This window comes from Pseudomonas fluorescens (assembly GCF_902497775.2).
In the GTDB taxonomy this organism is placed as follows: Bacteria; Pseudomonadota; Gammaproteobacteria; order Pseudomonadales; family Pseudomonadaceae; genus Aquipseudomonas; species Aquipseudomonas putida_F.
This window is the reverse complement of record NZ_OZ024668.1, coordinates 2,677,573-2,696,173: the sequence shown is the minus strand read 5'-3', so window position 1 is coordinate 2,696,173 and position 18,601 is coordinate 2,677,573. Positions and strand designations below refer to the sequence as shown.

Sequence of the window (18,601 nt, the reverse complement as noted above, 5' to 3'; positions counted from 1 at the left end):
CCTCTAAAGAGTTTGCAACTGTCAGATTTCTTGCGATGGCGCTGAGAAAGTTGACAAGGCCCTGATAAACAAAGGGTTTAGAGGATTTTCGGCTCTACCTCGTTGGAGGTAGGCAGTACAAGCATAGGCCCATGAGCGCCAGGGCTTCTTTGATCGGGGTCAAGTTTTATCGGGGTTTGCCTCTCTAGTCTGCGGGCCATGGCTACCTGACTGGAGACCCAAGATGACTCAACCGCGAATACGCCAAGGCCTGGTACTGGGCATGAGTACGCTGGCCTTCACCGTCTGTTTCATGGTCTGGATGATGTTTGCCGTGCTCGGTGTGCCGATCAAGGATTTGCTCCAGCTCAACGAAACCCAATTCGGCCTGCTGGCCGCCACCCCGGTGCTGACCGGCTCGCTGGTGCGCCTGCCGCTGGGCATGCTCACTGACCGCTTCGGCGGGCGCAGTGTGTTCTTCCTGCTGATGCTGGCCTGTGTCTTGCCGCTGTACCTGATCAGCCACGCCACGGCGTACTGGCAGTTCCTGGTGCTGGGCCTGTTCGTCGGCCTGGCTGGCGGCTCGTTCTCGGTGGGCATTGCTTATGTCGCCAAGTGGTTCGAGCAGGGCAACCAGGGCCTGGCCATGGGCATCTTCGGCGCGGGCAATGCCGGCGCTGCGGTCACCAAGTTCCTCGCCCCGGCGCTGATTGCTGCCGGCAGCTGGCAACTGGTGCCGAAGGTGTTCAGCGCCATCCTGTTCATCAGCGCTTTGCTGTTCTGGTTTCTCAGTGCCGACAACAAGGCCCACCGCAGTGCCTCGGGGGCGAGCCTGGGCGAGCAGCTCAAGGCTCTGGCTGAGCCTGCGGTGTGGCGCTACTGCCAGTACTACTCGATCGTCTTTGGCGGCTATGTGGCCCTGGCGCTGTGGATGACCAAGTACTACGTCCAGGAATACGGCTTCAGCCTGCAAAGCGCGGCGCTGCTGGCGGCCTGCTTCTCGCTGCCGGGCGGTGTGCTGCGCGCCGTCGGCGGCTGGATGTCGGACCGCTGGGGCGCCCAGAGCGTGACCTGGTGGGTGCTCTGGGTCAGCTGGATCTGCCTGTTCCTGCTCTCGTATCCACAAACCCAACTGCACGTGCAGACCATCAATGGCCCGCTGGACTTTCACATCGGCCTGAATCCTGCGCTGTTCACCGTGCTGCTGTTCGTCATGGGCATCGCCTTCGCCTTCGGCAAGGCCTCGGTGTTCAAGTACATCGCCAACGACTACCCGCAGAACATGGGCGCGGTGTCCGGCATCGTCGGCCTGGCTGGCGGCCTGGGCGGCTTCATCCTGCCGATTCTGTTCGGTGCGCTGGTCGACCTCACCGGCGTGCGTTCCTCCTGCTTCATGTTGATGTACGGCGTGGTCTGGGTGTCGCTCATCTGGATGTACTTCAGCGAAATCCGCAAACGCCCGCTGCTCGGCAAGCAGCCAGCGGCCGTTGCGCCCCCGTTTTCCAGCATTGCCCAAGGAGAAGACCATGTCGGTTCTTAAACAGCCTGACCAAGGCCCGGTGATTCACGACTGGCGCCCCGAAGACCCCGCGTTCTGGGGCCGTAGCGGCAAGAAGACCGCCACCCGCAACCTGTGGATCTCGATCCCCGCACTGCTGCTGGCCTTTGCCGTGTGGATGGTGTGGAGCACGGTAATCGTGCGCCTGAATGCCATCGGCTTTAACTTCACTACCGACCAGCTGTTCTGGCTGGCAGCCTTGCCGGGGCTCTCGGGGGCGACTTTCCGGGTGTTCTACTCGTTCATGGTGCCGATCTTCGGCGGCCGGCGCTGGACCGCCCTGAGCACCGCCTCGCTGCTGGCGCCAGCGCTGTGGATGGGCTTTGCCGTGCAAGACCCGAACACCCCTTACAGCGTGTTCGTGATGATCGCCCTGCTGTGCGGCTTTGGTGGCGGCAACTTCGCCTCGAGCATGTCCAACATCAGCTTTTTCTACCCCAAGTCGCAGCAGGGCACCGCCCTGGGCCTGAACGCCGGCTTGGGTAACCTCGGTGTTTCGGTCATGCAGTTCTGTGTGCCGCTGGTGATCACCTTCGGCCTGTTCGGCGCCCTCGGTGGCCAGCCGCAAGTGCTCGCCGACGGTGGCCAGCTGTGGCTGCAGAACGCCGGGTTCATCTGGGTGCCGTTCATCATCCTGGTCACCGTGCTGGCCTGGTTCGGCATGAACGACCTGTCCAGCGCCAAGGCTTCGTTCAGCGAACAGGCAGTGATTTTCAAGCGCAAGCACAACTGGCTGATGTGCTGGCTGTACCTGGCCACCTTCGGCTCGTTCATCGGCTTCTCGGCGGCCTTTCCGCTGCTGATCAAAACCGCCTTCCCACAGGTCAACGCGCTGACCTTCGCCTTCCTCGGCCCGCTGGTCGGCGCCCTGGTACGCCCGCTGGGTGGCTGGCTGGCGGACAAGCTCGGCGGCGCCCGGGTCACCCTGTGGAACTTCGTGCTGATGATCGTCATGGTCTTCGGCGTGCTGGCGTTCATCCCTGCCCAGGGCGAGAGCGGCAACTTCTACGGTTTTCTCGGCATGTTCATGCTGCTGTTCATCACCACCGGCATCGGCAACGGTTCGACCTTCCGCATGATCCCGGTGATCTTCCGCACCCTGCACGAACAGGCTGCCAGCGGCAAAGGCGCCGCCGCCCGCGAACAGGCGCTGAAAAACGCCGGCAAGGAATCGGCCGCGGTACTCGGCTTCAGTTCGGCCATGGGCGCCTTCGGCGCGTTCTTCATTCCCAAGACCTTTGGCTCGTCCATGGCCCTGACCGGTAGCCCGCAGATGGCCTTCTACATGTTCGTCGGCTTTTACCTGAGCTGCATCGTCGTGACCTGGTGGTGGTACGCGCGCAAAGGCGCCGCGACCCCCTGCTGACAGAAACCCGAATTCACACCTTGCACGGGCGGGGCGCAGAACCCCGCAGCAGCAAGCCTGAGAGGAAAGCACCATGAGTCATTTACTGGATCAACTGCGGTTCTTCAACCGCAAGCAAGGCGAGTTTGCCGACGGTCATGGCGAAACCCGCAAAGAGTCGCGCGACTGGGAGAACGTCTACCGTTCGCGCTGGCAGTACGACAAGATCGTGCGCTCCACCCACGGGGTCAACTGCACCGGCTCCTGCTCGTGGAAAATCTACGTGAAGAACGGCCTGATCACCTGGGAAACCCAGCAGACCGACTACCCGCGCACCCGCAACGACCTGCCCAATCACGAACCGCGCGGCTGCCCGCGGGGTGCCAGCTACAGCTGGTACATCTACAGCGCCAACCGCCTGAAATACCCGAAGATCCGCAAGCCGCTGCTCAAGCTGTGGCGTGAGGCGCGCCAGCGCATGGCGCCGGTCGAAGCCTGGGCGAGCATTGTCGAGAACAAGGCCAAGGCCGATTCGTACAAGAGCAAGCGCGGCATGGGCGGCTTCATTCGTTCCAGCTGGGATGAAGTCACCGAGATCATCGCCGCCGCCAACGTCTACACCATCAAGCAGTACGGCCCGGACCGGGTGGTGGGCTTCTCGCCGATCCCGGCGATGTCGATGGTCAGCTACGCCGCTGGCGCCCGCTACCTGTCGCTGCTGGGCGGCACCTGCCTGAGCTTCTACGACTGGTACTGCGACCTGCCGCCGGCCTCGCCGATGGTCTGGGGCGAGCAGACCGACGTGCCGGAGTCGGCCGACTGGTACAACTCCAACTACATCATCGCCTGGGGCTCGAACGTTCCGCAGACCCGCACCCCCGATGCGCACTTTTTCACCGAGGTGCGCTACAAGGGCACCAAGACCGTGGCCATCACCCCCGACTATTCGGAAGTGGCCAAGCTCACCGACCTCTGGCTCAACCCCAAGCAGGGTACCGACGCCGCCTTGGCCCAGGCCTTCAACCATGTGATCTTCAAAGAGTTTCACCTGGACCAGCCGAGCGCCTACTTCACTGAATACGCCAAGCGTTACACCGACCTGCCGGTGCTGGTGCTGCTCAAGCCGATGCTGGGCACCGCGCCGGGCAACGGCTACCAGCCGGACCGCTTCCTGCGTGCCTCGGACCTGGCCGGCAATCTTGGCCAGGACAACAACCCCGAGTGGAAGACCATTGCCATCGACGCCGACGGCGAGCTGGTCTCGCCGCAGGGCTCGATCGGTTATCGCTGGGGCGAGCAGGGCAAGTGGAACATCCTTGCCCGTGAAGGCGGCGAAGGCCGCGAGATCGACCTGAACCTGAGCCTGATCGGTGGCGATGTCGCCGAAGTGGCTTTCCCGTACTTCGCTGGCGAAAGCCACGAGCACTTCCAGCATGTCGCCGGGGACGCCGTGCAGTACCGCCGCGTGCCGGTGCGCAGCCTGACCCTGGCCGACGGCAGCCAGGTCAAGGTCGCCACGGTGTTCGACCTGTCGGCGGCGAACCTTGCCATCGACCGTGGCCTGGGCGGGGCCAACGTGGCTCGCGACTACGATGACGCCAACGTACCGGGCACCCCGGCCTGGCAGGAGCAGATCACCGGCGTCAGCCGCGAGAAAGCCATCCAGATCGCCCGCGAGTTCGCCGACAACGCCGACAAGACCCGTGGCCGCTCGATGATCATCGTCGGCGCGGCGATGAACCACTGGTACCACATGGACATGAACTACCGCGGGCTGATCAACATGCTCATGCTCTGCGGTTGCGTCGGCCAGACCGGTGGTGGCTGGGCCCACTATGTCGGCCAGGAAAAACTGCGTCCGCAGTGCGGCTGGCTGCCGTTGGCCTTTGGCCTGGACTGGAGCCGGCCGCCACGGCAGATGAACGGCACCAGCTTCTTCTACGCCCACAGTTCGCAATGGCGTCACGAGAAGATGAGCATGCACGACGTGCTCTCGCCGCTGGCCGACAAGCGCGAGTTCCCCGAGCACGCCCTGGACTACAACATCCGCGCCGAACGCGCCGGCTGGCTGCCCAGTGCGCCGCAGCTCAACACCAACCCGCTGCACATCTGCCGCGACGCCGCTGCAGCCGGCATGGCGCCCAAGGACTACGTGGTCAAGGGCCTGCACGAAGGCAGCCTGCGCTTTGCCTGTGAGCAGCCGGACAACCCGGTGAACTTCCCGCGCAACATGTTCATCTGGCGTTCCAACCTGCTCGGCTCCTCGGGCAAGGGCCATGAGTACATGCTCAAGTACCTGCTCGGTACCCGCAACGGCGTGATGAACGAGGACATCGGCCAGGTCGGCGACTGCAAGCCGCAAGAGGCCGAATGGGTCGACGAGGGCGCCATCGGCAAGCTCGACCTGGTCACCACCCTGGATTTCCGCATGTCTTCGACCTGCGTGTACTCCGACATCGTCCTGCCGACCGCAACCTGGTACGAGAAGGACGACATGAACACCTCGGACATGCACCCGTTCATCCACCCGCTGTCGGCAGCCATTGATCCGGCCTGGGAATCGCGTTCGGACTGGGAGATCTACAAGGGCATCGCCAAGGCCTTCTCGGCCATGGCCCAAGGGCACCTGGGCATCGAGCAGGACCTGGTCACCGTGCCGCTGATGCATGACAGCGTCGGCGAGCTGGCCCAGCCATTCGGCGGTACCGACTGGAAAACCGCCGGTGTCGCGCCGCAGCCGGGCAAGAATGCGCCGAACCTGCAGGTGGTCGAGCGCGACTATCCGAACATCTACAAGCAGTTCACCTCGCTCGGTCCGCTGCTGGAAAAACTCGGCAACGGCGGCAAAGGCATCAACTGGAACACCGATGAGGAAGTGCAGTTCCTCGGTGAGCTGAATTACCGCGAAGTCGAGGCGGGCATCAGCCAGGGCCGGCCGAAAATCGACACCGCCATCGACGCTGCCGAGGTGATCCTCTCGCTGGCCCCGGAAACCAACGGCCATGTCGCGGTCAAGGCCTGGGCGGCGCTGTCGCAGTTCACCGGCATCGACCACAGCCACCTGGCGCTGCCCAAGGCTCACGAAGCAATCCGCTTTCGCGATATCCAGGCGCAGCCGCGCAAGATCATCTCCAGCCCGACCTGGTCGGGTCTCGAAGACGATCACGTCAGCTACAACGCCGGCTACACCAACGTTCACGAGAACATCCCGTGGCGGACCATCACCGGCCGCCAGCAGTTCTACCAGGATCACCCGTGGATGCAGGCGTTCGGCGAGCAGTTGATGAGCTACCGGCCACCGGTCAACACCCGCACCATCGCCGGGGTGAAAGGCAAGCGCAGCAATGGTGAGACCGAGATCGTCCTCAACTGGATCACCCCGCACCAGAAGTGGGGCATCCACAGCACCTACAGCGACAACCTGCTGATGCTCACCCTGAGCCGTGGCGGGCCGATTGTCTGGCTCTCGGAAATCGACGCGAAGAAGGCCGGCATCGAGGACAACGACTGGATCGAGTGCTTCAACGCCAACGGCGCGCTGACCGCGCGGGCGGTGGTCAGCCAGCGGGTCAAGGAAGGCATGGTGATGATGTACCACGCCCAGGAGCGGATCGTGAACGTGCCGGGCGCCGAGACCACCAAGACCCGCGGTGGCCACCACAACTCGGTCACCCGCGTGGTGCTCAAGCCGACCCACATGATCGGCGGTTATGCCCAACAGGCCTATGGCTTCAACTATTACGGCACGGTCGGCTGCAACCGCGACGAATTCGTCGTGGTGCGCAAGATGGCCAAGGTCGACTGGCTCGACGGTTCGCGCGGCGATGAGCTGCCAGGTCCGCTGCCGACCGAGATGGAATAAGGAGTGCTGTCATGAAGATCCGTTCACAAATTGGCATGGTCCTGAACCTGGACAAATGCATCGGTTGCCACACTTGTTCGATCACCTGCAAGAACGTTTGGACCAGCCGTGAAGGCATGGAGTACGCCTGGTTCAACAACGTTGAATCCAAGCCCGGGGTCGGCTACCCGAAAGAGTGGGAAAACCAGGACAAGTGGAAGGGCGGCTGGGTGCGCAACGCCAACGGCTCGATCAACCCGCGCATCGGCGGCAAGTTCCGGGTGCTGGCGAACATCTTCGCCAACCCCGACCTGCCGAGCCTGGATGACTATTACGAGCCGTTCGACTTCGACTACCAGCACCTGCACACCGCGCCCCTGGGCGAGCACCAGCCGACGGCGCGGCCGCGCTCGGTGGTGTCCGGCAAGCGCATGGAGAAGATCGAGTGGGGCCCGAACTGGGAAGAGATCCTCGGCACCGAGTTCGCCAAGCGGCGCAAGGACAAGAACTTCGACCAGATCCAGGCCGACATTTACGGTGAGTACGAAAACACCTTCATGATGTACCTGCCGCGCCTGTGCGAGCACTGCCTGAACCCGGCGTGCGCGGCGTCCTGCCCGAGCGGGGCGATCTACAAGCGCGAAGAGGACGGTATCGTCCTCATCGACCAGGAAAAATGCCGCGGCTGGCGCATGTGCATCAGTGGCTGCCCGTACAAGAAGATCTACTTCAACTGGAAGAGCGGCAAGTCCGAGAAGTGCATCTTCTGCTACCCGCGCATCGAGGCCGGCATGCCCACCGTGTGTGCCGAAACCTGCGTGGGCCGTATCCGCTACCTCGGCGTGCTGCTGTATGACGCCGACCGCATCGCGGAAGTGGCGAGCACCGCCAACGAGCACGACTTGTACGAGAAGCAGCTGGAGATCTTCCTCGACCCCAACGACCCGGCGGTGATCCGCCAGGCCCTGGAGGACGGCGTACCGCAGTCGGTGATCGACGCCGCGCAACGCTCGCCGGTGTACAAGATGGCCGTCGACTGGAAGCTGGCGCTGCCGCTGCACCCGGAATACCGCACCTTGCCGATGGTCTGGTACGTGCCGCCGCTGTCGCCGATCCAGAACGCCGCAGCTGCCGGCACCGTGGGCATGAACGGGGTGATCCCGGATGTCGACAGCCTGCGCATCCCGCTGCGCTACCTGGCCAACCTGCTGACCGCCGGTGACGAAAAACCGGTGAAGCGCGCCCTCAAGCGCCTGCTGGCCATGCGCGCCTACAAGCGTGCCGAGCAGGTCGAAGGCGTCCAGGACCTCAAGGTGCTCAGCGACGTCGGCTTGAGCGTGAACCAGGTCGAGGAGATGTACCGCTACCTGGCCATCGCCAACTACGAAGACCGTTACGTGGTACCGAGTGCCCACCGCGAAGAGGCCATGAGCGACGCCTTCGCCGAGCGCTCCGGGTGTGGCTTCAGCTTCGGCAGCGGCTGCAGCGGCAGCTCCGACACCAACATGTTCGGGGCGAAGAAGGCCAACCGCCGCGACATCCTCAAAACCGTACAGCTGTGGGAGGAATGAGCATGCGCATCCTTAAAGTGATTTCACTGCTGCTCGATTACCCGAACGAAACCCTGGTTGCCGGCCGCGACGAGCTGGAGCAGGCGATCATCCAGGCGCGGGAAATCAGCCCGCGCCAGCGCGGCGCGCTGTTCGAGCTGCTGGAGCTGATCTGCAACAACGACCTGATGGATGGCCAGGAGCATTACGGCGCGCTGTTCGGCCGTGGCCGTTCGTTGTCGCTGTTGCTGTTCGAGCATGTGCATGGCGAGTCCCGCGACCGCGGCCAGGCCATGGTCGACATGCTTGCCCAGTATGAAAACGCGGGCTTTGCCATCGGCGTCAAGGAGCTGCCGGACTACATCCCGCTGTACCTGGAATACCTCTCGACCCGCGAAGACCTCGACGCCCGCGAGGGCCTGGCCGATGTCGCGCACCTGCTGGCGCTGCTTGCCGCACGCCTGGAGGAGCGCGAGAGCGCCTACGCCAGTTGCTTCCGGGCGCTGCTGCAGATTGCCGGCGCCGAGCCGCACCAGGCGGTGGCCGACCTGCGCGAACAGGTGGCCGCCGAGCAACGCGATGACTCCCTCGAAGCCCTGGACAAGATCTGGGAAGAGGAGGCGGTGGACTTTCTCAAGGCTGAGCAGCAGGAGCGCTGCAGCTCAATGCCAAGCGCGCCGGGCAAGGCCCGGGAAGAGAGCGCGGTACCGCTGCACTGGGTCGATTTTCAGCATCAGGGCCAGGCCAGCGCGCCGGCCGGGGAGGTGAGCAATGTTTAAGTGGAACCTGTTGTTGTTCGGGGTGTATCCCTATGTGGCGCTGGCGATTTGCTTGCTTGGCAGCTGGGCGCGATTCGACCTGTCGCAGTACAGCTGGAAGGCCGGCTCCAGCCAGATGCTCGACAAGCGCGGCATGCGCGTGGCGAGCAACTTCTTTCACATCGGCGTGCTGTTCGTCCTGGCCGGGCATTTTGTCGGCCTGCTGACCCCGGCGTCGGTCTATCACCATGTGATCAGCACCGAGCACAAGCAACTGCTGGCGATGGTCTCTGGTGGTTTCTTCGGCTTGCTGTGCCTGATCGGCCTGATCATGCTGCTGCACCGGCGCCTGACCGAGCCGCGGGTACGCGCCACCTCCAGCACCTCGGACATCCTGATTTTGCTGGTATTGCTGGCGCAACTGGTGCTCGGCTTGCTGACCATCGTCGCCTCCACCGGCCATATGGACGGCTCGGTGATGGTGATGCTCGCCGACTGGGCGCAGAACACCGTGCTGCTGCGCCCGGTTGAAGCGGCGGCAGCGATTGCCCCGGTCAGCCTGGTGTACAAGCTGCACGTGCTGCTGGGCCTGACCCTGTTCGTGCTGTTCCCCTTCACCCGCCTGGTGCACATCGTCAGCGCGCCGGTGTGGTACCTGGGGCGGCGTTATCAAATCGTTCGGCAGAAAGCCTGAGGAGGTTGCCATGACTAGCGGATGTGGATGTGGTGGCGGTAACGGCGGTAACGGCGGTGGCGGTGGTTGCGCGTCTTCGACGGTCCTTGAAACCGCGCCAAGTGCCCTGGCGGTGGAGCTCGAGCCGCCGGCGCAACTGATCGCCAGCAGTGAACAGGAATGGCCGATCATCAGCGTCAACGGTGTATCCCTCAGCCCCGAGGCGTTGGCCCAGGAGCTGCAATACCACCCGGCAGCGGATCGCGAAGAGGCGGTGTACATGGCCGCCCGCGCGTTGGTGATCCGCGAGCTGATGCAGCAGCGGATTGCCGAGCTGGGGCTGCAATTGCAGGTCGGCGCCGGCGAGAACCAGGAGGAGGCGGCCACCCGCTTGCTGCTGGAGCGCGAAGTGCAGGTACCGGTGTGTGACGAGGCCACCTGCCAACGCTACTACCACAGCAACCGCGCGCGCTTTCACAGCGCGCCGCTGCTGGCGGTGCGGCACATCCTGCTGGAGTGTGCGCCGGATGATGCCGAAGCGCGCAGCCTGGCGCTGGCACAGGCCGAGATCCTCCATGAGCGCCTGATGCAATTTCCCGAGCAGTTCGCCGAGCTTGCGCAGAAGTATTCGGCCTGCCCGTCGAAGGCCCAGGGCGGTGAGCTGGGGCAGATCAGCAAAGGCCAGACCGTGCCGGAGCTGGAGCGCCAGCTGTTCACCCTGGCCCCGGGGCTGGCCGGCAAGCCGCTGGAAAGCCGCTACGGCTGGCACCTGGTCAGTGTCGACCTGCGTATCGAAGGCCAGGCCTTGCCTTATGAGGCGGTGGCCACGGCGATCCGCACCCAGTTGCAGCAGGGCGTGTGGCAGAAGGCGTTGGTGCAGTACCTGCAAACCCTGATCGGCGCCGCCGATATTCGCGGCATCCGCTTGCAGGGCGCCGATTCACCGCTGGTGCAATAAGGGGAAGGTGATGAGCACTGTGATGCAGGACGGCTTCGGACGGCAGATCGATTACCTGCGCATGTCGGTGACCGATCGCTGTGACTTTCGCTGTGTGTACTGCATGGCCAGGCACATGACCTTTTTGCCGCGCCAGCAGGTGCTGACCCTGGAGGAGTTGCGGCGCCTGGCCACGCTGTTCGTGGGCCAGGGCGTGCGCAAGATCCGCCTGACCGGTGGCGAGCCGTTGATTCGCCCCGGCATCGTCGACCTGTGCCGTGACATTGCCGCCTTGCCGGGCCTGCGTGAACTGGTGATGACCAGCAATGGCTCGCAACTGCAGCGTTTGGCCCGGCCGCTGGTAGACGCCGGGGTCAAGCGCATGAACATCAGCCTCGACAGCCTGGATGGCGAGCGCTTTCGGGCGATTACTCGCAATGGCGATCTGGACCAGGTGCTGCGCGGTATCGAGGCAGCGCGCGATGCCGGCTTCGAGGGCATCAAGCTCAACTGTGTGGTGATGAAAGGACGCAATTTCGACGAAGTGCTGGACCTGGTGCAGTACGCCATCGACCAGCGCATCGACATCACGTTTATCGAGGAAATGCCCTTGGGCGAGGTGGGCCGTTCGCGCGGTGAGTCGTTCTGCGCCAGCGATGAGGTGCGCACGCTGATTGCCAGCCGCCATGCCTTGCTCGACAGCGCCGAGAACAGCGGCGGGCCGGCGCGCTATGTGCGCCTGGCCCGGCACCCGGCGACCCGCATCGGTTTCATTTCGCCCAACAGTCACAACTTTTGTGCCAGCTGCAACCGGGTGCGGATGACTGTGGAGGGGCGCTTGTTGCTGTGCCTGGGGCAGGAGGATTCGCTGGATTTGCGTGGCTTGTTACGGCGCTACCCGCTGGATGACCAACCCATTGTCAACGCACTGCAACAGGCGTTGCGGCGCAAGCCGTTGCGCCATGATTTCAGTGCGCAGGGGGAGGTGCAGATCTTGCGGTTCATGAACATGAGCGGCGGGTGAGGGTGGCCGTCAGGGCCTTATCGCGGGGCAAGCCCGCTCCCACCCTGTAGGAGCGGGCCTGCCCCGCGATTCTTGATATCGATCAATTTCTTCCACCCGCTTTACCCGTAGCCTTCACCGCATATTGTGTTTTCTATCTAATAAACATCTATATGTAGTGTCTGGAGGGCAAATGCACAGCACGCTGATCAGGGTAGGGCATAACCGGTTGCACAAGCGCGATGGCAGCCTGGTGGCCTTCGATGCCGACAAGATCCGCCAAGCGTTGATCGCCGCCGGCAAGGCCACTGGCGAGTATGCCGACGCCGAGGCAGAGGGTTTGCTTGAAGCAGTCCTTGCCCACCTTGAAGGCTACTCCAAGCTGCACGTCGAGCAGATCCAGGACCGGGTCGAGCGGGTGCTGATGGACGCCGGCCACTTCCTTTCGCTACGCGCCTACATCGTCTACCGCGAACAGCACGGGCGCCTGCGCCGCGATCGCAAGACCCTGGTCGAAGTCGCCACCTCGATGAACGAATACCTCAACCGCGAAGACTGGCGGGTGCAGGCCAACGCCAACCAGGGCTACTCCCTCGGCGGGCTGGTGCTCAACGTCTCCGGCAAGGTCACCGCCAACTACTGGCTCGACGAGGTCTACAGCGAAGCCATCGGCCGCGCCCACCGCGAGGCCGACCTGCACATCCATGACCTCGACATGCTCGCTGGCTATTGCGCCGGTTGGTCGCTGCGCAGCTTGCTGCACGAGGGCCTCAATGGTGTGCCCGGGCGGGTCGAGGCCGGCCCGCCCAAGCACCTGAGCAGCGCCCTGGGGCAGATGGTCAACTTTCTCGGCACCCTGCAGAACGAGTGGGCCGGGGCCCAGGCCTTCAGCTCGTTCGACACCTACCTCGCGCCCTATGTGCGCAAGGACCGGCTGAGCTTTGCAGAGGTGCGCCAGGCCCTCCAGGAATTCATCTACAACCTCAACGTGCCGTCACGCTGGGGTACGCAAACGCCGTTTACCAACCTGACCTTCGACTGGGTCTGCCCGCAGGACCTGCGCGAGCAGATTCCGATAATCGGTGGCGAAGAAATGCCTTTTGCCTATGGCGAACTGCAAGCGGAAATGGACCTGCTCAACCGGGCCTACATCGAGGTGATGCAGGCTGGCGACGCCAAGGGACGGGTGTTCACTTTCCCGATCCCGACCTACAACATCACTCACGACTTTCCCTGGGACAGCGCCAACGCCGAGCGCCTGTTCGAGATGACCGCGCGCTACGGCCTGCCGTACTTCCAGAACTTCCTCAACTCGGACATGCAGCCCAACCAGGTGCGCTCGATGTGCTGCCGCCTGCAACTGGATGTACGCGAGTTGCTCAAGCGCGGCGGCGGCCTGTTCGGCTCGGCCGAGCAGACCGGCTCGCTGGGCGTGGTTACGATCAACTGCGCGCGTCTGGGCTACCTGTTCAAAGGTGATATCAGCGGCCTGCTGCAGCGCCTGGATGCCCTGATGGAACTGGCCATGGAGAGCCTGGAGGTCAAGCGCAAGGTGATCCAACACCACATGGACGCGGGCCTGTACCCCTACACCAAGCGTTACCTGGGTACCTTGCGCAATCACTTCTCGACCATTGGCGTCAACGGCCTGCACGAGATGCTGCGCAACTTCAGCGACGACCAGATGGGCCTGCACACCGCCCAGGGCCGGCGCTTCGCCTTGAATCTACTGGACCATGTACGCGCCACCCTGGTGCGTTTTCAGGAAGACACCGGCCACCTCTACAACCTCGAAGCGACCCCGGCCGAAGGCACCACCTACCGCTTCGCCAAGGAAGACCGCAAGCGCTTCGCCGACATTCTCCAGGCCGGCTGCAGCCAGGCACCGTACTACACCAACTCCTCGCAACTGCCGGTGGGCTACACCGATGACCCGTTCGAGGCCCTGGAGTTGCAGGACGAACTGCAATGCAAGTACACCGGCGGCACTGTGCTGCACCTGTACATGGCCGAGCGTATCTCCTCGGCCCAGGCCTGCAAGCAACTGGTACGCAGGGCCCTGGAGCGCTTCCGCCTGCCGTACCTGACCATCACCCCGACCTTCTCGATCTGCCCGGTGCATGGCTACCTGGACGGCGAACACGAGTTCTGCCCCACGTGCGACGAGGCCCTGTTGCTGGCGCAGCAGCAGGGCAGCGTGCACTGACTCATTACCCTCAACTGCAAGGAGCTTCAACATGACTGCACAGCAATCCCTGCCCGTGGCGCAACGCCAACGGTGCGAAGTCTGGACCCGGGTCATGGGCTATCACCGCCCGGTGTCGGCGTTCAACCCCGGCAAACAGTCCGAGCACCACGAGCGGCTGCACTTCAATGAGGGCGCGGCAACGGCCGGGCATCCATGAAACGAGCGCTACGGGTCGGGGGCATGGTGCCTCTGACCACCCTCGATTACCCCGGCAGACTGGCCTGTGTGCTGTTCTGCCAGGGCTGCGCCTGGCGCTGCCGTTACTGCCACAACCCGCAACTGATCCCGCCCCGGGGCAGCGATGAACTGCCTTGGGCGCAGGTGCTGGAATTTTTGCAACGGCGCCAGGGCCTGCTCGACGCCGTGGTGTTCAGCGGTGGCGAGCCGACCCTGCAAGACAGCCTGCCCGAGGCCATGGCCCAAGTACGGGCCATGGGCTTTGCCATCGGCCTGCACAGTGCCGGGATCAAGCCCGAGGCCTTGGCCCGGGCGCTACCCGGCGCCGACTGGGTGGGCTTTGACGTCAAGGCACTGGCCGAGGACTGCCAGGCGGTCACCGGCGTGCGCGGCAGCGGCCGGGCCAACTGGCGCAGCCTGGATTACCTGCTGGCCAGCGGCGTCGACTACGAATGCCGCACCACGGTGCACTGGCACCTGATCGATCCCCCCCGACTCATCACCCTGGCCCGACGCTTGAACGCGCTCGGGGTCAAACGCTTCGTCGTGCAGTTGGTGCGCACGGCACGCATGCTCGATGGGCAGTTGCCGAGTGCTTCGGCACAAAGCTTGCTGCCCGAGCTGTGGGGCACCCTCCACGCGCTGTTTCCCGCGTTCGAAGTACGCGACTAGTAAGGCTTTGAAATGACCAGATTGACCACAGCACAACGTATCCTCATCGGTTTTGCCATCGCGCCCCTGGCGCTCCTGGGCCTGGCCTTCTATGCACTGCACGACCTGGCCACGCTCAAGGAGCAGGCGGTGGTAATCGTCAAACAGGACTGGCCGAAGATCGAGCCGATCATGCTCATCGCCACCGGGGTGCGCGATAACGCGCGCAACACCCGCGACCTGCTGATCGACAAGGACAACCTGCAGGTGCAGCAGGCCATCGACACCACCAAGCAGCGCATCACCCAGGCCCTGGCGACGCTTGAACCGTTGTTCTACCTGCCCGAAGGCAAGGCCGCCTATGCCGCGCTCAAAGCCAGCCGCGAAGCCTATGTCGCGGCGTTCACTCAAGTGCAGACGCTGATTCGCCAGGGTGACGGGCAAGCGGCCATGGCCCAGCTCAAGCAAAATGTGGTACCCGCCGAGCGCGAAGTCTACAAACACCTGGAACGCCTGATGGCCCTGCAGGGGCAGATCTTCGTCGAGCGCGAGCAGGCCGCCCAGGCTCTGTACAACGATGCGCGGCTGAACATGCTCGGCTTGTTCGTGCTGTGCCTGCTGGCGGTGGTCGCCGCCGCGCTGCTGGTGACCCGCAGTGTCACCCGGCCGCTGGGCGGCGAGCCGGCTACCGCTGCGCGGGTGCTCAGCCAGATCGCCGAGGGCGACCTGACCATCGAAGTGCCGACCCATGGCAGTGCCGACGGCAGTGTGATGCTCAACATGCAGCAGATGCAGCAGAGCCTGAACAGCATGGTCAAGCACATCGCAGCCTCCGTGGAGCGGGTCGCCAGTTCCTCCGAGGAACTCAGCGCGGTCAGCAGCCAGACCAGCAGTAGCCTGCAGTTGCAGGGCCTGGAAATCGAACAGGCAGCAGCGGCGGTCAACGAGATGACCGCTGCGGTGGACGAAGTGGCGCGCAACGCGGTGAGTACCAGCGAAGCTTCGAAGGTGTCCGAGCAAACCGCCCAGCGTGGCCGCGAACAGGTGCGCGAGACGGTGGCTTCGATCAGCACCCTGGCCGACGGCGTCAGCGATACCTCCGCGCGCATCCAGCAACTGGCCGGGCGCGTGCAGGACATCAGCACCGTGCTCGATGTGATCCGCAGCATTGCTGAGCAGACCAACTTGCTGGCGCTCAATGCCGCCATTGAAGCGGCGCGCGCCGGGGATGCCGGGCGCGGCTTTGCCGTGGTCGCCGACGAGGTGCGGGCGCTGGCCCATCGTACCCAGGTGTCGACCCAGGAGATCGAGCAGATGATCGGCAATATCCGTCAGGACACCAGCGAGGCGGTGACCGCCATGCTCAGCAGCAGCGAGCGGGTGCACACCACCCTGGACGTGGCCCAACGCGCCGGCGAGGCGCTGGAGGCGATCACCCGGTCGATCTCGCAGATCAACGAGCGCAACATGATGATCGCCAGTGCCACCGAAGAGCAGGCCCTGGTGGCGCGCGAGGTGGACCGCAACCTGGTGGGCATTCGCAACCTGTCCGAGCAGGTGCTGCTTGGCGCCCAACACACTGACACCGCCGGCCAGGACCTGGCGCAGATGGCCGGCAGCCTGAGCCAGACCGTGGCGCGCTTCAAGGTTTAGCTCCAGCCCCAGAACTGCAACCACCCGCCATAGCCCACTGCGGCTATGGCCAACAGCAGGCAAACGCTGGCGCCGCAACGGCGCCAGCCTCGCACCTGTTGCACTGCCAGCAGCTTGCTCGCCAACAACAGGCTCCAGCCCATGGCCGCGATCAATAATGCGGCCCGGGCCGGCTGCACCCAGTCCAGCAGCAAACCTTCATAGCGCAGCAACTTGACCGTGGTCGCCGACAGGCCGAGGAACAGGCCCGCACCGCCAAGTGGCGTGAGGCACAGGCTCAGGGGCCAATACAGGGCAGGATTGCCCGCCAGCCGCGCTGCCAGGCGCAGCAGGATCAGCAACCCGCCACCGAGCAGCAGGGCACTGCCACACAGGTACAGCACGATGCTCAAACCGTCGAGCCAGCTGAAGCTGTCGTTGAGTTGCGGGTAGTGGGTCAGCAGCCACCAGGGCGCGTTGTCCTGTAGCGGCCAGGGCACCTCATGCGTCACCAGCCAGTTCGCCAGCCCTTGTTTGAGGGCGATGAACCAGGGGCTGACGGTCCACTGGAAGGCGCCCATGGCCAGGCCGATCACCCCGAACAACAGCAAGCGGGTGTCCCAGGGCGAAGGTGTGTGCGTGGCCGATTCCAGGATCTCCTGGTTGCCGGAACGGGCTATCAGTTGCACCGCACCGCGTTGCCCGCTGCAGCGGCCGCAGGCATGGCAGTCACGGGCGCCGCGCATCCGCCGGATATCCAGCAGGGGGGCGCAGTTGGGCGGTGCCAGGCGTGGCCCGGCATTGGCCTGCCAGCGCTGTTCATCCACCTGAAAGTGCACCGGGGCCAGGCGGGCGAGCAAGGCGAACACGCCGCTGACCGGGCACAGGTAGCGGCACCAGATGCGTTTGCCACGCACGAACAGCAAACCGACGATCACCGCCGCCACCGTCGAACCACCCAGGATCAGCAGCGCCGCCTGGGCGTAGTCATAGACGCTGATCAACTGGCCATAGAGGGTGGTCAGGCAGAACGCCAGGGTCGGCCAGCCGCCCCAGCGTACCCAGCGCGGTACACCCATGCCCTTGCCGTACTGGCTGGCCCATTCGCTCAGTGATCCCTCGGGGCAGAGCACGCCGCACCAGAGCCTGCCGAACAGCACGATCGACAGCAGCACGAACGGCCACCAGATCCCCCAGAACAGGAACTGGGCGAACAGCGTCAGGTTGTCGAGCATCCGCGCCTGGCTATCGGGCAAGGGCAGCAGCGCTGGCAGCACCAGCAGCAGGGCATAGAACAGCACCACCGCCCACTGCAGCAGGCGAATCACTGCGCCATTGTGGCGCATGCCGTCACCCAGGCGTTGCAGCCAGCGGTTGACCGGGCTCAGGCGGGACATGCCAGGGCGCCTGTTCTGCGTTGCAGCATCCAGCAACCGACGCTCAGCCAGTAGCCGGCGAGTACCAGCACCGTCAGGGCGCTGGGGCTGGCCCGGTAACCGGCGAAGCCCGCCAGGAAGCTGCCCAGGCCATGACTGTCGTTGAGCCAGGCGCTGCTGTCCCACAGCGCATCGCCAACCAGGGTGTAGGCCATCTCCGGAAGGTCCATGGCCAGCAACTGACCGCCGATCCGCTGCGTTGCGCTGGCCAGCAAGCTGGCGGCAAGCAACAGCAGAATAGATTCGCTCAGGGCAAAAAAGCGCCGCCAGGAAATCCACTGGCGGCTGCCGTGGAGCAGGGCGATGGTCAGGCCCGAGAGCACCAGCCCGGCGATCCCGCCCACAGCAAACAGGCCCAGTTGCGACCCGTGCAGGCGGGCGCCGGCGCCATACAGAAAGACCACGGTTTCGCTGCCTTCACGGCTGACCGCCAGCATCGCCAGCAGCAACAGGCCCAGGCCGCCCTGGCGCGTCAGTTGCCGCTCGGCCTGGCGCTGCAGTTCGCCCTTGAGCGTGCGCCCGTGGCGCCGCATCCAGGCAACCATCTGCACCATCAGCAGGCTCGCGGCCAGGGCCAGGCCAGCCTGGAACCACTCGTTGGCGGCGCCGCTCATGGCCTCGCCGGCAAACAGGATCAGCAACGCCAGCAAACCGCAGAGCAGCAGGCCCAGCGCCACGCCCGCCCAGACAAACCTGAGCAGGCGTCGGGCGCCTTGCTGCTGGTCGGCCCAGGCCTGGAGGATGCCGATCACCAACAGGGCCTCGACGCTTTCGCGCCAGACGATGAACAGTGCCTGATTCATGAAACCTCCT

General features: G+C 64.4%; 14 protein-coding genes. 12 read left to right on the top strand and 2 right to left on the bottom strand.

All coding sequences use genetic code 11. The features are described from left to right. Positions 1-223: 223 nt before the first annotated feature. From F8N82_RS12215 to F8N82_RS12160, 12 genes are all read left to right on the top strand, one after another. Positions 224-1,519, top strand: a complete 1,296-nt coding sequence (locus F8N82_RS12215; protein WP_038995544.1) for an MFS transporter — start codon at positions 224-226, stop codon at positions 1,517-1,519. Then, positions 1,506-2,903 (top strand): NarK family nitrate/nitrite MFS transporter, encoded by a 1,398-nt coding sequence (locus tag F8N82_RS12210; RefSeq protein ID WP_038995543.1) that lies wholly within the window; start codon positions 1,506-1,508, stop codon positions 2,901-2,903. Before F8N82_RS12215 ends, F8N82_RS12210 begins: the two co-directional genes overlap by 14 nt. A 73-nt stretch (positions 2,904-2,976) precedes the next feature. Then, entirely contained in the window at positions 2,977-6,744 is a 3,768-nt protein-coding gene (locus F8N82_RS12205; protein ID WP_038995542.1) for a nitrate reductase subunit alpha, read from the top strand. Positions 6,745-6,755: 11 nt separating this feature from the next. Beyond that, positions 6,756-8,294 carry a nitrate reductase subunit beta gene (narH, locus tag F8N82_RS12200; RefSeq protein ID WP_038995541.1) on the top strand — a complete coding sequence of 513 codons (1,539 nt, stop codon included), beginning with the start codon at positions 6,756-6,758 and terminating at the stop codon, positions 8,292-8,294. Between the two features lie 2 nt (positions 8,295-8,296). Next, positions 8,297-9,052, top strand: a complete 756-nt coding sequence (narJ, locus tag F8N82_RS12195) for a nitrate reductase molybdenum cofactor assembly chaperone (RefSeq protein WP_038995540.1) — start codon at positions 8,297-8,299, stop codon at positions 9,050-9,052. Continuing rightward, positions 9,045-9,725: a respiratory nitrate reductase subunit gamma gene (gene narI / locus F8N82_RS12190; protein ID WP_038995539.1), complete on the top strand. Its 681-nt coding sequence runs from the start codon at positions 9,045-9,047 to the stop codon at positions 9,723-9,725. Before narJ ends, narI begins: the two co-directional genes overlap by 8 nt. A 10-nt stretch (positions 9,726-9,735) precedes the next feature. Beyond that, positions 9,736-10,662, top strand: a complete 927-nt coding sequence (locus tag F8N82_RS12185; RefSeq protein WP_038995538.1) for a peptidylprolyl isomerase — start codon at positions 9,736-9,738, stop codon at positions 10,660-10,662. 10 nt (positions 10,663-10,672) lie between these two features. Then, on the top strand, positions 10,673-11,665 hold the full coding sequence (moaA, locus tag F8N82_RS12180; protein ID WP_038995537.1) for a GTP 3',8-cyclase MoaA: 993 nt from the start codon (positions 10,673-10,675) through the stop codon (positions 11,663-11,665). Between the two features lie 172 nt (positions 11,666-11,837). Next, positions 11,838-13,850, top strand: a complete 2,013-nt coding sequence (locus F8N82_RS12175) for a ribonucleoside triphosphate reductase (protein ID WP_038995536.1) — start codon at positions 11,838-11,840, stop codon at positions 13,848-13,850. 31 nt (positions 13,851-13,881) lie between these two features. Then, a complete protein-coding gene (gene nrdD / locus F8N82_RS12170; protein ID WP_038995535.1) occupies positions 13,882-14,049 on the top strand; it encodes an anaerobic ribonucleoside-triphosphate reductase in 168 nt (55 codons plus the stop codon). Further along, on the top strand, positions 14,046-14,741 hold the full coding sequence (locus tag F8N82_RS12165) for an anaerobic ribonucleoside-triphosphate reductase activating protein (protein ID WP_038995534.1): 696 nt from the start codon (positions 14,046-14,048) through the stop codon (positions 14,739-14,741). The genes nrdD and F8N82_RS12165 overlap by 4 nt, the downstream gene beginning before the upstream one ends. A gap of 12 nt (positions 14,742-14,753) precedes the next feature. Beyond that, on the top strand, positions 14,754-16,373 hold the full coding sequence (locus F8N82_RS12160; protein ID WP_095162719.1) for a methyl-accepting chemotaxis protein: 1,620 nt from the start codon (positions 14,754-14,756) through the stop codon (positions 16,371-16,373). Here F8N82_RS12160 and F8N82_RS12155 read toward each other — a convergent pair. Both F8N82_RS12155 and F8N82_RS12150 read right to left on the bottom strand, forming a co-directional pair. Beyond that, positions 16,370-17,749: a 4Fe-4S binding protein gene (locus tag F8N82_RS12155; RefSeq protein ID WP_038995532.1), complete on the bottom strand. Its 1,380-nt coding sequence runs from the start codon at positions 17,747-17,749 to the stop codon at positions 16,370-16,372. The genes F8N82_RS12160 and F8N82_RS12155 overlap by 4 nt on opposite strands. Beyond that, positions 17,737-18,591, bottom strand: a complete 855-nt coding sequence (locus tag F8N82_RS12150) for an FTR1 family iron permease (protein WP_038995531.1) — start codon at positions 18,589-18,591, stop codon at positions 17,737-17,739. Before F8N82_RS12150 ends, F8N82_RS12155 begins: the two co-directional genes overlap by 13 nt. Positions 18,592-18,601: the final 10 nt, after the last annotated feature.

What these genes read in the sequence shown, in the direction of transcription:
- narJ (WP_038995540.1), top strand. Translation starts at nt 8,297, where the DNA reads ATGCGCATCCTTAAAGTGATTTCACTGCTGCTCGATTACCCGAACGAA.
- narH (WP_038995541.1), top strand. Translation starts at nt 6,756, where the DNA reads ATGAAGATCCGTTCACAAATTGGCATGGTCCTGAACCTGGACAAATGC.
- moaA (WP_038995537.1), top strand. Translation starts at nt 10,673, where the DNA reads ATGAGCACTGTGATGCAGGACGGCTTCGGACGGCAGATCGATTACCTG.
- F8N82_RS12175 (WP_038995536.1), top strand. Translation starts at nt 11,838, where the DNA reads ATGCACAGCACGCTGATCAGGGTAGGGCATAACCGGTTGCACAAGCGC.
- F8N82_RS12160 (WP_095162719.1), top strand. Translation starts at nt 14,754, where the DNA reads ATGACCAGATTGACCACAGCACAACGTATCCTCATCGGTTTTGCCATC.
- F8N82_RS12155 (WP_038995532.1), bottom strand. Translation starts at nt 17,749, where the DNA reads ATGTCCCGCCTGAGCCCGGTCAACCGCTGGCTGCAACGCCTGGGTGAC.
- narI (WP_038995539.1), top strand. Translation starts at nt 9,045, where the DNA reads ATGTTTAAGTGGAACCTGTTGTTGTTCGGGGTGTATCCCTATGTGGCG.
- F8N82_RS12150 (WP_038995531.1), bottom strand. Translation starts at nt 18,591, where the DNA reads ATGAATCAGGCACTGTTCATCGTCTGGCGCGAAAGCGTCGAGGCCCTG.
- F8N82_RS12215 (WP_038995544.1), top strand. Translation starts at nt 224, where the DNA reads ATGACTCAACCGCGAATACGCCAAGGCCTGGTACTGGGCATGAGTACG.
- nrdD (WP_038995535.1), top strand. Translation starts at nt 13,882, where the DNA reads ATGACTGCACAGCAATCCCTGCCCGTGGCGCAACGCCAACGGTGCGAA.
- F8N82_RS12165 (WP_038995534.1), top strand. Translation starts at nt 14,046, where the DNA reads ATGAAACGAGCGCTACGGGTCGGGGGCATGGTGCCTCTGACCACCCTC.
- F8N82_RS12205 (WP_038995542.1), top strand. Translation starts at nt 2,977, where the DNA reads ATGAGTCATTTACTGGATCAACTGCGGTTCTTCAACCGCAAGCAAGGC.
- F8N82_RS12210 (WP_038995543.1), top strand. Translation starts at nt 1,506, where the DNA reads ATGTCGGTTCTTAAACAGCCTGACCAAGGCCCGGTGATTCACGACTGG.
- F8N82_RS12185 (WP_038995538.1), top strand. Translation starts at nt 9,736, where the DNA reads ATGACTAGCGGATGTGGATGTGGTGGCGGTAACGGCGGTAACGGCGGT.